This window comes from Prauserella halophila, from assembly GCF_024171895.1.
Classification (GTDB): domain Bacteria; phylum Actinomycetota; class Actinomycetes; order Mycobacteriales; family Pseudonocardiaceae; genus Prauserella; species Prauserella halophila.
This window is the reverse complement of sequence record NZ_JAMTCQ010000013.1, coordinates 133,667-146,706: the sequence shown is the minus strand read 5'-3', so window position 1 is coordinate 146,706 and position 13,040 is coordinate 133,667. Positions and strand designations below refer to the sequence as shown.

11 protein-coding genes are annotated in these 13,040 nt (G+C 69.1%); 5 read left to right on the top strand and 6 right to left on the bottom strand.

The features are described 5' to 3' along the window. Positions 1-16: 16 nt before the first annotated feature. From LY41_RS20005 to LY41_RS19985, 5 genes are all read right to left on the bottom strand, one after another. Complete coding sequence (locus tag LY41_RS20005; protein ID WP_253865720.1) at positions 17-823, bottom strand: hypothetical protein; 807 nt, start codon at positions 821-823, stop codon at positions 17-19. After that, positions 820-1,779 carry an ABC transporter ATP-binding protein gene (locus LY41_RS20000; protein WP_253865719.1) on the bottom strand — a complete coding sequence of 320 codons (960 nt, stop codon included), beginning with the start codon at positions 1,777-1,779 and terminating at the stop codon, positions 820-822. Before LY41_RS20000 ends, LY41_RS20005 begins: the two co-directional genes overlap by 4 nt. Before the next feature lie 95 nt (positions 1,780-1,874). Continuing rightward, on the bottom strand, positions 1,875-2,765 hold the full coding sequence (locus tag LY41_RS19995) for a slipin family protein (RefSeq protein ID WP_253865718.1): 891 nt from the start codon (positions 2,763-2,765) through the stop codon (positions 1,875-1,877). Between the two features lie 174 nt (positions 2,766-2,939). Then, positions 2,940-3,713, bottom strand: a complete 774-nt coding sequence (locus LY41_RS19990) for a LamB/YcsF family protein (protein WP_253865717.1) — start codon at positions 3,711-3,713, stop codon at positions 2,940-2,942. Positions 3,714-3,827: 114 nt separating this feature from the next. Then, positions 3,828-5,270 (bottom strand): PucR family transcriptional regulator, encoded by a 1,443-nt coding sequence (locus LY41_RS19985; protein WP_253865716.1) that lies wholly within the window; start codon positions 5,268-5,270, stop codon positions 3,828-3,830. A 121-nt stretch (positions 5,271-5,391) separates the two neighbouring features. Here LY41_RS19985 and LY41_RS19980 point away from each other — a divergent pair, with 121 nt between their 5' ends. The 5 genes from LY41_RS19980 (at position 5,392) to LY41_RS19960 (ending at position 11,323) form a co-directional block, all read left to right on the top strand. Further along, the gene (locus LY41_RS19980; protein ID WP_253865715.1) at positions 5,392-6,291 is read left to right on the top strand and encodes a 5-oxoprolinase subunit B family protein; all 900 of its coding nucleotides are present in this window, start codon (positions 5,392-5,394) and stop codon (positions 6,289-6,291) included. Further along, a complete protein-coding gene (locus LY41_RS19975; RefSeq protein ID WP_253865714.1) occupies positions 6,288-7,265 on the top strand; it encodes a 5-oxoprolinase subunit C family protein in 978 nt (325 codons plus the stop codon). Before LY41_RS19980 ends, LY41_RS19975 begins: the two co-directional genes overlap by 4 nt. A gap of 16 nt (positions 7,266-7,281) precedes the next feature. Beyond that, a complete protein-coding gene (locus LY41_RS19970; RefSeq protein WP_253865713.1) occupies positions 7,282-7,521 on the top strand; it encodes an acetyl-CoA carboxylase in 240 nt (79 codons plus the stop codon). Then, positions 7,518-8,861, top strand: a complete 1,344-nt coding sequence (locus tag LY41_RS19965; protein WP_253865712.1) for an acetyl-CoA carboxylase biotin carboxylase subunit — start codon at positions 7,518-7,520, stop codon at positions 8,859-8,861. Before LY41_RS19970 ends, LY41_RS19965 begins: the two co-directional genes overlap by 4 nt. A gap of 98 nt (positions 8,862-8,959) precedes the next feature. Beyond that, positions 8,960-11,323, top strand: a complete 2,364-nt coding sequence (locus LY41_RS19960; protein WP_253865711.1) for a xanthine dehydrogenase family protein molybdopterin-binding subunit — start codon at positions 8,960-8,962, stop codon at positions 11,321-11,323. Between the two features lie 129 nt (positions 11,324-11,452). On the opposite strand, the gene LY41_RS19955 is transcribed toward LY41_RS19960, so the two are convergent. Continuing rightward, complete coding sequence (locus tag LY41_RS19955; protein WP_253865890.1) at positions 11,453-12,931, bottom strand: 4-hydroxyphenylacetate 3-hydroxylase family protein; 1,479 nt, start codon at positions 12,929-12,931, stop codon at positions 11,453-11,455. Between the last annotated feature and the right edge of the window lie 109 nt (positions 12,932-13,040).

Sequence of the window (13,040 nt, the reverse complement as noted above, 5' to 3'; positions counted from 1 at the left end):
CCTGCCGTGCTCGATATTACCGCCGGGTGGTGCGCCTGCGCTGCAACAGCAGGCAGGCCACGGCGAACACGGCAGTCCAGGCGACGACGTTCGCCAGAACTATCCACAGTGGATCTGCGCTGGTCGCCCCTCCTCCCATGGCGATGAGGTCGCCCCCGGTGAGCGGATAACGGGCCAGCGCGACGATGCCGTACATCGGCGTGAACCGGCCGATGTCGAGCAGAACCCCGTCCAGTGGCATGAACGCGTTGCCCAGGAAACTGAGAATCACCAGCAGTCCGGTCGCCGCCCCCACGGCGGCGTCGGACCGGAAGCTCAGGCCGACGGCCAGGCCGTAGAAGGCGAACGGGAGTGATCCGGCGATCGTCAGTGCGACGGTGGCCAGCCAGGTGCCGGGTGGCATGTCGGCGACGGTGAGGATGCCGGCGAGATTGAGTACCAGCACCGGCAGCGCCGCCATCGCCACGGCCACCGTGGCTTTGGCGACGATGAACGCCCCGTGCGGCATGGCCGTCAGCGCGAGCTGCCTGCCCCAGCCCTGGTGGATCTCCAGTGCGGCGGAACCGGCCATGGACGTCGTGGCCATGGCGGCGCCGTACGAGGCGATGGCGATCATGGTCCAGGCGCTGACGTTGCCCACGCCGACCGGCGCGCCGGACCAGTCCATCGAGGCGCCGAAGAACAGGAACAGGGCGGTGGGCAGCACGATCACGAAGAAACTGTTACCGACATTGCGCAGGTTCCGCCGGAAGTCCATGACGATGTACCTGATCAGGTCATAACTGCCGCGGGCGCGGGTTTGCGGGGTCGTCGTGACGGTCATGCCGAAACCTCCTCGGGGCCGACGGTGGCCGCCGGGCGCGCGGTGTCACCGGCGTGTCCGGAGTCCTCCGTCAGCAGGCGGAACGCCTCTTCCAGACTGGCGGGCCGCACGGTGAGAGCGCGTGCGTTCGTGGTCGTGAGCAGATACCGGGCGAGCTCGTCGGAGCGCTCGGTGCGGAAGGCGACGCGGGCACCCTCCCGGTCGGCCCGAACCACATGCGGTACACGCTCCAGTTCGGCGACCGTCGGGTCCCAGGTGGCCGTCACGTAGGCCGCGCCGGCTCGGGCACGCACCTCGTCGGTCGGCCCGTCGGCGAGCACGCGGCCGCTGTCCATCAGGACCGTCCGGCGTGCGAACTGCTCGGCCTCCTCCAGATAGTGGGTGGCGAAGATGACCGTGACGCCCTCGTCGGCCTGGGTGCGCATCCGGTCCCAGAACTCGTGCCGCGCGGAGACGTCCATCCCGGCCGTGGGCTCGTCGAGGACGATGATCTCCGGCCGGGGGAGCAGGGCGAGCGCGAAGCGCAGCCGCTGCTGCTGGCCGCCGGAGCACTTGCCCACCGGACGCGAGGCGAACGGCCGCACCCCCGCGGTGTCGATGACCTCGTCGGCGTCGGCCGGGTCGGCGTGCAGCGCGGCGATCATGCGCACCGTCTCGGCGGCCGTCAGATCCGGTAGCAGGCCCCCGGTCTGGAGCAGCGCCGAGAGCGTGCCCGACTGCACCGCGACCCGCGGGCTCCGACCGCCGACGGTGACATCGCCGGTCTGCGGTGTGGTGAGTCCCAGCAGGATGTCCAGCAGGGTGGTCTTGCCTGCTCCGTTGGGCCCCAACAGGGCGAGGACCTCTCCTCGGGCGACCTCGAGGTCGACCCCGTCGACGGCGTGGACGCGGCCGCCCGCGCCGTCGGGGAACGACATCCGCACGTTCCGGGCGGAGATGACGGGTTCCTGATCCATGCCCACAGTCTTGTCGGCGTCGCGGCGGTGTTCCTAGGGACGGCGTCATCGATACCCCGTGACAGATGTCAGGGGTGCCGTCGCCGAGGATGCACCTACCGGCTCCCCGGCGTTCCGGTCGTTTCGGAGGGCTGCTCGTCCGCGGGGCCGGGATTCCGGCCCGCTTCGTCGGCCGTGGTCGTTGCGTCCTGTTCGGTGCGGGCCTGCTCCGGGACGTCGGCGGCGTAGCGCCGGTCACCCGACGACCGGTCGAGGAACTGGAGCAGCTCGACGGGGAAGGGCAGCACGAGCGTGGAATTCTTCTCCGCGGCGACCTCCACCACGGTTTCCAGCAGCCGCAGTTGCAGGGCTGCGGGCGTGTCGGCCATGCGCTCCGCTGCCTGGGACAGCTTTTCCGATGCCTGCAGCTCGCCTTCGGCGGCGATGACCCGTCCGCGGCGTTCGCGTTCGGCCTCCGCCTGCCGTGACATCGCACGTTTCATCGCCTTGGGCAGCGCGACGTCCTTGATCTCCACGCGGTCGATGTGGATGCCCCAGCCGAGCGCGGGGCTGTCGATCATGAGCTCGAGGCCCTCGTTGAGCCGTTGCCGGTTGGACAGCAGATCGTCGAGGCTGCTCTCACCGATGATCCGGCGCAGGCTGGCCTGTGCGACCTGCAGCATCGCGAACCGGTAGTTCTCGACCCCGACGATCGCCTGCACCGGGTCGATGACCTTGAAGTAGACGACGGCGTCGACGCGCACGGTCACGTTGTCGCGGGTGATGCCGTCCTGACCGGGGACGGGCAGGGTCACGATCTGCATGTTGACCTTGGTCATGCGGTCGACGGCGGGCACGAGCAGCGTGATTCCGGGTTCGCTGGGTGCCCGGTGCACTCTGCCGAAGCGGAAGACGAGCCCACGCTCGTACTGCCGCACGATCCGCACGCTCGCCGCGATTCCGACGGCGCAGACGATTCCTATGGCACTCAGGATCTCGACCAACATGGCGGCTCCCTGACGGCGAACCCCTGTCGGTCGATGATACGCCTGCTGCACAACACGAACACCGCACAACCCGACCACCGCACGACCCGAACACCGCCGACGCGACGCGCCGACGCCGGCGGTCACGGCGTACCGCCGGAACCCGCGGGCCGGGCACGGGTCGCAGGCCGCGCGTCACCGGTTCCGAGTGGCGACGACCTCGCGCATCGTGGCCGTGTGCACTCCGTGCTGTTCGAACCGCGCACGGATCGCCCTGGCGATGTCCGGGGAGTTCGGGCGGTCGCCGTGCAGGCAGATCGTGTCGGCGTCGACGTCGATCGCCGTGCCGTTGACGGACGTCACTCCGCCGCGCAGGACGTCGATGGCCTGCTGCGCACATGCGTCGGGATCCTTGGCCCCGGGAACGGGTTCGATGATGATGTGCCCGTTGTCGTCGTAGTCGAGGTCGGCGAAGGCCTCGCGCACGACCCGGTGGCCACTGTCGAGCACGCGCTGTGCCGTCGGCCCGGCCAGCAGGACGAGCATCACGTCCGGGTCGGCCTTCGTGACGGATTCGGCGACGGCGGCGGCCACGTCCGGGTCACGCAGTGTCAGTCCGTAGAGCGCGCCGTGCGGTTTGACGTGAGCGATGCGCGCGCCGGCTTCCGCGGCGAACGCGCGTAGGGCTCCGTACTGGTAGAGGCAGGCGTCGGCGGCTTCGGCGGGGCTCAGCGCCATGGCGCGGCGGCCGAAGCCGGCGAGGTCGGGAAACCCGGGGTGCGCACCCAGTGCGACACCGTTGGCCACGGCCAGTTCCACCGATCGGCGCATGGTGCCCGGATCACCCGCATGCCAGCCGCACGCGACGTTGACGGAGCTGACCTGGGGCAGCAGTGCAGCGTCGTCCCCGAGCTGCCAGCGGCCGAAGCTCTCGCCCGCGTCGGCATTGAGGTCGATGAGTGTCTTCATGGCCCGTCCTTTCGCATCGGGAACCGGCAACGGTAAGCCCTCCGCAGTGCGCGCGGGAATCGACGTTCTGGCCAATTCTGGCGGCGGAAACCCGACAATGCGCGGTGTGCGTCGCTACGACACCAGCCGGAGCGCCAACCAGAGCTGCGCGCGAACATCGGGTGAGTCCAGGTTGCAGTCGAGGAGCGCGGCGACCTTGCTCATCCGGTGCCGGAGCGTGTGCCGGTGCACCCCGAGTTCCGCCGCGGCGGGGTCCCAGTGCCCGTGGTGGGCGATCCAGGCGCGCAATGACCGCACCAGTTCACCGCGCTGCTGGGCGTCGTGTGCGGACAACGGGCGCAGCATCGCTTCGGCGCGGCTGCCGATGCCCTGGTCGGTGACGTCGTGCAGCAGTCCGACGCCGAGATCGTCGAACCGGATGACCGCCGCGCCGTGCCGGGTGGCCTCCGTCAGCGCCTGCCTGGCCTGCCGGTAGGCACCGGGCAGTCCGTCCAACTCGGTCGGTGGGGATACGCCCAGGTGGCGGGCGGAGGGAAGCTGTTGCGCGGCGGAGGCCACCGCGACCAGTTCGCCGTCGAGATCGGCGGCCAGCAGGTCCGACGTGGCGGAGCTGTCCACCAGCGTGGGCGAATGGCCGGATCCGGCCAGCACGACGACGGGTTCGCCGGGAAGCTTCATCCCGAGCGGGTCGGCGAGCTCGTCGAACGCCGTGCGATGTCCCGTGAGCAGCAGCTTCAGTGCGATGGCCCGCAGGCGTGGATCGGCTGCGGACCGGGCCCGCGTCAGGGCGATCGAGAGCAACGAGGACGCCGCGTGCGTGATGTGGTGATCGGTCGAGGTGAAGGTGTGGTCCCGGCCGACGACGAGGAATCCCGCCAGCCTGTGCCCGCCGCCCAGTGAATGCGCCGCGACGTACTCGCCGTCGGCCGACGAACCGATGCTGGAGGGCGGGCGTACGGCGCGGAGCCGGTCGAGGTCGGGGGCCAGGGCGTACGTGTGCTCGGCCGCCCGTGTCGGCTCGGCGTGCACCACGGTGCCGTCGGGATTCAGGAGCACCGCCCAGCAGGTGAGTTCGGTGGCGAGCCTGCCGATCAGCCCGCCGAGGTCTTCACCGCGCATGGCGGCGGTGGTGAGTGCGGTGCGGGCCGTCTCGAACCGGTGTGCTTCGGCGCTGCGGGTGTCGGCCAGTGCTTGCGAGACGGTTTTGCTGATCTCGATGAACGGGGTGCGGTGCGGTACCTCGAGTACCGGAAGGTATGACGCCTCGGCAGCCGCCAGCAGCGGCTCGGGGATCTCGTCGTGCCCCAGTTGGACACCGAAACCGAGCCCGGACAGGCCGGCCGCGGCGAGTCTGCCGATGTAGGCGGCCTGCCCGTCCCGCGTCTCCGGCAGCGCGAATCCGGTGGTCAGCAGCAGCTCGCCGCCGGAAAGGAACTGCGTGGGATCGGTGAGTTCGCTGGCGTGCACCCAGGAGATCGGGCGATCGGCACCGGCATGTCCCGCGCGCAGTGTCAGCCCGAGCTGCGCGTGTCCGGTCAGATCGCTCGCAGTCGGCATACCCAGTAGTTTTCCACAATCTGTCCACTCTCGCGGAGTGGTGTTGTGCAGAGTTTCACTGGCGGAGCGCGGGGACACCGGGCAGAGTGTTGTGATCGCCGACACATTGGGAGGCGTGGTGATGACCGAGAAGATCCAACTGCCACCCGCGCGCTACGAGTACGGCGGGGACGAATTCGTCTTCGTCGAGCTGGACCAGGCCATGAGCCTGGAGGCGAACTTCGCGGGGATGGCCGTGACCAATGCCCTGCGGGAGGAGGCGATCGACGGGGTCGTCGACATCTGCCCGTCCAACGCGTCCTACATGGTTCAGGTCGACCCCGACCGGCTCGACCCGCGAGAACTGGTCGAGGAGCTGCGCAGGCTCGAGTCCACGGTCGGCACGCTGCCCGAGGACTACGTACTCAAGACCCGGGTGGTGGACGTCCCCGTTCTGTTCAACGACCCGTGGACCCACGAGACGCTCATGCGGTTCCGGGACCGGCACCAGGACCCCGAGGCCACCGACCTCGAGTACGCGGCGCGCATCAACGGTTTCGACAGCGTGCAGGGCGTGGTGGACGCGATGACCAGCGCGCCGTGGATCGTCACGATGCTGGGCTTCGTTCCCGGGCTGCCGTTCTGTTACCAGCTGGTGCCGCGGGAGCGTCAGATCCAGGTACCGAAGTACGTGCGCCCGCGCACCGACACCCCCGAGCGCACGTTCGGTTTCGGCGGTGCGTTCGCGGTGGTCTACCCGGTGCGAGGCGCGGGCGGATACCAGATGTTCGGCATGGCGCCTGCCCCGGTGTTCGACCTGTCGCAGAGCCTGCCCGACTTCGCCGACGACATCAGCTTCCCCAACGCCAACGACGTGCTGCGCTATCGGGCGATCGACATGGCCGAGTTCGAGGCGACCCGATCGCGGGTGGAGGACGGCACGTTCCGTTACCGCATCCGTGAGGCCGAGTTCGAGCCGGCCGCACTGCTGGCCGACCCCGATGCGGTCAACCGTGAGCTGCTGGAGGTGCTGTACCGATGAACGAGCTGCTGGTGCGATCCGGTGGCCTGTACACGACGGTGCAGGACACGGGCAGGTTCGGTTACTACCACATGGGGATGCCGCCGTCCGGCGCGATGGACGTCTATTCGGCGGTCGTGGCCAACATGCTGGTGGGCAACCCGGACGACGCCGGGGTGCTGGAAGGCACCTACGTGGGCCCGAGACTGGAGTTCACCGACGACCGGATGGTGGCCGTGACCGGTGCGGATGTACCCGTGACGGTCAACGGCGAGTCCGTCGAGCCCTGGACCGCGATGCGCGTCGGGGCCGGCGACGTGCTGGAGTTCGCCATGATCCGCTCGGGCTGCCGGGTCTACGTCGCCGTGAGCGGCGGCATCGACGTACCGGTGTACCTGGGTTCGCGGTCGACGTACACGCTGACCGGGATCGGCGGACACCAGGGGCGCAAGCTCGTCGACGACGAAACGCTCCCGCTGGGAGCCGCCGGCGGTCGGGCGCGTGGGGGAGCGGCGGTGCCGGAGGCGCTCCGTCCCGCGCTGGACGTTCCTGCGGAACTGCGCACGGTCGTCGGTCTGTGCTCCTACCGCCTCACCGAGGGAGCGCTGGCTTCGTTCCTGGGCACCGATTGGAAGGTCACCAAGGACGCCGACCGGGTCGGGTACCGGCTGCGGGGCGGCAGTCTCGACTTCACCGAACGCGAGCAACCGTTCGGAGCGGGCAGTGACCCGGCCAACGTCGTCGACCTGGGGTATCCGGTCGGCTCGATCCAGGTGCCCGGCGGGGACGAGCCGATCGTCCTGCTCAACGACGCCGTCACCGGCGGCGGCTACGCGACGATCGGCACCGTGATCTCCGTCGACCGGGACCGTATCGCGCAGACCAAGACCGGTGACGCGGTCCGGTTCACCTCGGTGGATCTGGACACGGCGCTGGCGGCTCGACGGGACCGTCGCGAGCGGATCGAACGGGTCCGCCGCGAGATTGCACGGTAGGGAGGCAGAGCGAACCATGGCAACGATCAAGGCTCAGATGCCGGGTGTGTTCTACCGGCGGCCTGCGCCGGAGAAGCCCGTCTACGTCGACGACGGTGAGGAGATCAGCGCGGGTCAGACCATCGCCCTGATCGAGGTGATGAAAACGTTCAACGAGCTCAAGGCCGACGCAGCGGGGACGGTCGCCGAATTCCTCGTGGCCGACGGGGACGAGGTCGACGTGGGCCAGGACATCGTGCGGCTGGGTGAGGCATGAGACGGGTCCTGGTGGCCAACCGGGGCGAGATCGCGGTTCGTATCATCCGGGCCGCGCACGCCGCGGGACTGGAGACCGTCGCCGTCTACTCCGATGCGGACGAGCACAGCCGGTGGGTGCAGTTGGCCGGTACCGCTGTGCACATCGGCAAGTCGGCGGCGGCGAAGTCGTATCTGAACTCGGCTGCCTTGGTCGAGGCGGCCGAAACGACCGGTGCGGACGCCGTGCATCCGGGGTACGGGTTCCTGTCCGAGCGCCCCGGCGCCGCCAAGGAGTTCGCCGATGCGGGCCTGACGTTCGTGGGACCCTCGGTGTCGACGATCGAGACGATGGGTGACAAGGCGGCCGCACGCGACGCGGCGAAGCGGGCCGACGTGCCGATCGTGCCCGGCAGCGGCCCGGTCGGTGACGTCGACGAGGCGCTCGCGGCCGCCGAGCACGTCGGCTACCCGGTGCTGGTCAAGGCGGCAGCCGGCGGTGGAGGCCGGGGCATCCGGCCCGTGGCGTCGCGCGAGGAGCTCGCCGAGGTGCTGCCCGCCGCTCAGGCCGAGGCCCGGTCGGCCTTCAGTGATGACACGGTCTACCTGGAACGGGCGATCGACGGCGCCCGCCACATCGAGGTGCAGATCCTGGGCGACCACGCCGGCAACGTGGTGCACACGTTCGAACGGGACTGTTCGGTGCAGCGGCGCAGGCAGAAGCTCATCGAGGAGGCACCGGCCCCCGGGCTGGCTGCCGAGACGCGCGCGAGCATCAACGAGGCGGCCGTGCGGCTGGCGCGCCAGGTCGGCTACGTGGGTGCGGGAACCGTCGAGTTCCTGCTGACGCCGTCGGGGGAGTTCTTCTTCATCGAGATGAACACCCGGATCCAGGTCGAACACCCCATCAGCGAGGCCGTCACCGGAGTGGACCTGGTGGGCGAGCAGTTGCGTATCGCGGCGGGCGAACCGGTCTCCTTCTCCCAGGACGACGTGCGGATCCGCGGCGCGGCGGTGGAACTGCGGATCAACGCCGAGGATCCGGACAACGGGTTCCGGCCCACTCCGGGCGATCTGTCCAGACTGGACCTTCCGGGAGGGCCCGGGGTCCGGGTCGACACGGGTTTCGTCGCCGGGGACCGGATCGGCCCGTTCTACGACTCGATGATCGCCAAACTGATCTGCTCCGGACCGGACCGCGACGCCGCCTTCGCCCGCGGCAGGCAGGCGCTCGCCGAGCTGCGGGTGGAGGGTGTCCCCACGACGGTGTCGATGCACCGGCGGCTGCTCGACGAGCCCGACCTGCGCACGGGGGCCGTGCACACGAAGTGGCTGGAGGAACTGTTGCCGGACTCGACGTAGGAACCCGGTTCCGGTAGGTCCACTGTGGACGACCGTTGCCTCGTCGGTTTCCCGGTCCCCGTCCGAATCGATCGTCGCTGTAGCAGGAGGGTGCCATCATGACCGAGACGCTCCGCCCGAGTGTGGGGACCGCCGTCCCTCGCAAGGAGGATCCCCAGCTGTTGACGGGGAAGGGGAGATGGACCGGCAACATCGCGCCGCCCGGTACGGTGCACGTCGCGGTGCTGCGCAGCCCCTTCGCGCGTGCCCGCATCGAGTCGATCGACGTCTCGGAGGCGACCCGGCGCCCGGGAGTGGTCGGCGTGTTCACCGGCGCCGATCTCGCCGACGAGTGGTCCGGCATCCCGTGCGCCTGGCCGGTGACCGAGGACATCAGGATCCCCGATCACCTGCCCGTCGCCGTCGATCAGGTGCGGTTCGCGGGCGAGGCGGTCGCGGTGGTCGCCGCGACCGACGTCTCCTCGGCGCAGGACGCGCTCGAGTACATCGACGTCGACTACGAGCCTGCCGATCCCGCCCTTGACGTGGAGGACAGCCTCGCGGGCGGTCCACCGGTGCACGACCGGTTCGACAGCAACGAGAGCTACACCTGGTCGCTGGCGACCGGCGACGTGGAGCAGGCGTTCGCCGCGGCCGATGTCACCGTGTCGGAGCGCTACGTACAGCAGCGCCTGCAGCCCACTCCGGTCGAAGAGCGTGCCGTCGTGGTCACCCCGGAACCCACGGGCCGGGGCTTCACGCTGTACTCCTCGACCCAGATCCCGCACATCCTGCGCAGCGTCCTGGCAGGGGTGTGTTCGGTGCCGGAGCAGGACCTCCGCGTGATCGCTCCCGATGTCGGCGGGGGATTCGGCGGTAAGCTCAACGTCTATCCCGAGGAGTGCATCGGCATCGCCCTGGCTCGCCGGCTGTCCGTCCCGGTCAAGTGGGTTGCGACGCGTTCCGAGGACAGCCAGACGATGACCCACGGCCGGGGGCAGGTGCAGTACGTCGAACTCGCCGCCCGTGCCGACGGCACGGTGCTCGGCATGCGCGTGCGCATCCTCGCCGACATGGGTGCCTACCTGCAGCTCCTCACCCCCGGAATCCCAGTGTTGAGCGCGTTCATCTTTCCCGGCGTGTACTCGTTCGGCTCGTTCTCGATCGAGTGCAAGGGCGTCTTCACGAACAAGACGCCCACGGATTCCTACCGCGGCGCCGGCAGGACCGAAGGCATCTACGGCGTCGAACGTGCCATGGATGCCCTCTCGCGCAGGCTCGGGATGGATCCGGCCGAGGTGCGCCGACGCAACTACCACCCTGCTTTCGACAACGGGGCCACCACGCCGGCAGGACTGGAGATGGACTCCGGCAACTACGAACTCGCGCTCGACAAGGCTCTCGAACTGTCCGGTTACGAGGGGTTGCGCGCCGAGCAGCGCCGTCGGCGCGATGCGGGCGATCGGGTACAGCTCGGGATCGGGCTGTGCAGCTACACCGAGAACGGCGGCCTGTCCCCGTCGAAGATGACCGCCGCGCTACGGCTCGGCGCCCCCGGGTGGGAGATGGCCAGCGTGCGCATGCTGTCCACCGGGGCAGTTCAGGTGGTGACCGGCACCTCGCCCCACGGGCAGGGCCACGAGACCACGTGGGCGCAGATCGTGGCCGACGGCCTCGGCGTGCCCATGGACAGCGTCGAGGTCGTGCACGGCGACACGCAGGCGGCCCCGTACGGTCTCGACACCTACGGCTCGCGCAGCGCCGCCGTCGGCGGTACCGCGGTACACCTGGCCTGCGAGAAGGTGCTGGCCAAGGCGCGCACACTCGCCGCCCACCTGCTGGAGGCCGCCGAGCAGGACCTCGAGTTCTCCGGGGGCGCGTTCTCGGTCGCGGGCGTCTCCGGCAGCAGCGTGACGATCCAGGAGGTCGCCGGAGCCGCCTATCTGGCCGCGGATCTGCCGGAAGGGATGGAACCGGGACTGTCGGAGGAGCAGTTCTTCGACCCGCCGAACTTCACCTACCCGTTCGGCACCCACGTGTGTGTCGTCGAGGTGGACACCGAGACGGGAAAGGTCACCATTCCCGACTACTTCGCCGTCGACGACTGCGGGACCGTGATCAATCCGGCCATTGTGGACGGGCAGATGCACGGTGGTATCGCGCAGGGTATCGGCCAGGCCCTGTACGAGGACGCCGTCTACGACGACGACGGCAACCTCATGAGTGCCTCGCTCGCCGACTACCTCGTCGCCGGCGCCCCGGAACTGCCCGACTACACGCTCGATCACACGGTGACGCCGTCGCCGACGAACGCGCTCGGTGCCAAGGGCGCAGGGGAATCCGGTTCGATCGCCTCGACCCCCGCTGTCGTCAACGCTGTCATCGACGCGCTGCAACCGTTTGGTGTCGACCACATCGACATGCCCGCAACCCCGTTCCGCGTGTGGGAGGCGATCAACCGGGCCGGGCGCTCGCCGTCCTGATGCGGGCGCGGTTTCCGGAGAGCGGTCACGACGATGAGGACGCCGCTGGTGGGCCACCGGCACCGGTGACCCACCAGCGGCCCGTCCGCTGGGCTGTGGCAGCGCCAGAACGTGCGGGCGGACCGGGCCTCAGAACAGGTCCGGCACCGTCCACCCGTCGAGGTTGTACTCGTCGAGGAATTCCTCGGCGAGCCCTCGCATCTGGTTGACGCCGCCGCGGTTCTGGGCGGCGAACAGCAGCTCGGCCTTCACGTTCTCGTGATTGCCGGAGTAGTTGCGCTCGTACAGTTCGTGCCTGCCGCCGAACTCACTGCCGATGGAATCCCAGAGCGCCTTCATCACCTTGACCCGGTCGACGGCGGTGATGCCGTTGGAACCGCGGACGTACTTGTCCAGGTAGGGCCGCACCGCATCGCTCTTGAAGTCGGCCGATCCGGACGGGAGGTAGATCAGCCCGGATGCGACGTCCTGCTCGATGATCTCCTTGACCCGCGGGTAGCCCTGCATCATGAACATGCGGTAGGTGAGGCCGTACTCGAGTTTCGGGATGACGGCGTCGCCGATCCACGGTTCGGGATCACGGGCCATCGATTCGCTCAGCGACCAGAAGAGGTTGCGCCAGCCGATCACCTCACCGACCCGGGTCTGCACACCGCGGAAACCGCCGGATCCGGTGGCGTCGAGGGCTTTGAGTAGCAGGCCGGCGAGGAAGTCGAGCTTGACCGCCAGCCGCGTCGCGCCCTGGAAGGTGAAGCGTGGCAGGAATCCGGACTGGGGGAAGAACGCGTTGATGCGGTCGACGTCGCCGTACATGAACACGTTCTCCCACGGCACGAGCACCTGGTCGAACACGAAGATGGTGTCGTTCTCGTCCATCCGGCTCGACAGCGGATAGTCGAACGGAGTGCCGTTCCTCGCGGCCTGTTCCGTGTACGACGGGCGGCAGATGAGCTTGATGCCGGGGGCGTCCATCGGAACGGTGCAGATCAGCGCGAACTGCTTCTTCTTGATCGGCAGGCCGTAGTGGGCGATGAAGTTGTAGTTGGTGATGGCCGAGCCGGTGGCGACGACCTTGGCACCGGAGACGACCAGGCCCGCGTCGGTCTCCTTCTCCACCTTCATGTAGACGTCGCCGACCTCGTCCGGCGGCAGGTCGCGGTCGACCGGCGGGTTGATGATCGCGTGGTTCCAGTAGAGGACCTTCTCCTGCGATTCGCGGTACCAGCGTTCGGCGTTGGCCTGGAACGGTGCGTAGAGCTCCTGGTTCGCGTGCAGGGTGCCGAGGAAGCTCGCCTTGTAATCGGGGGAGCGGCCCATCCACCCGTAGCTCAGCCGGGCCCAGCGGGCGATCGCGTCACGTTCCTTGAGCAGGTCGGCCGACGACGTCGGGGTCTTGAAGAACGGCATGGTCACGCCGCCGTTTCCGGTGTCGGTCGGCACGGTCAACTCGTCGACGTGCGGGCCGGTGTGGAGCGCGTCGTAGAGCCGCGCCGTCATCCGTACCGGGTTGCGGAAGGCGGGGTGCGTGGTGACGTCGTCGACCCGCTCGCCGTGGAGGTAGATCTCCCGGCCGTCGCGGAGGCTCTCGATGTAGTCGTCGCCGGTCATGGGATTGGCAGCGAAGTTGGCGCGGTTGTTGGCCTCCGATCCGGCGGCCGGGTTGACCGTGGGCGGGTCGGAATCGAGGGACTGTTGCGAGGTGGTGGTGTCGGTCATG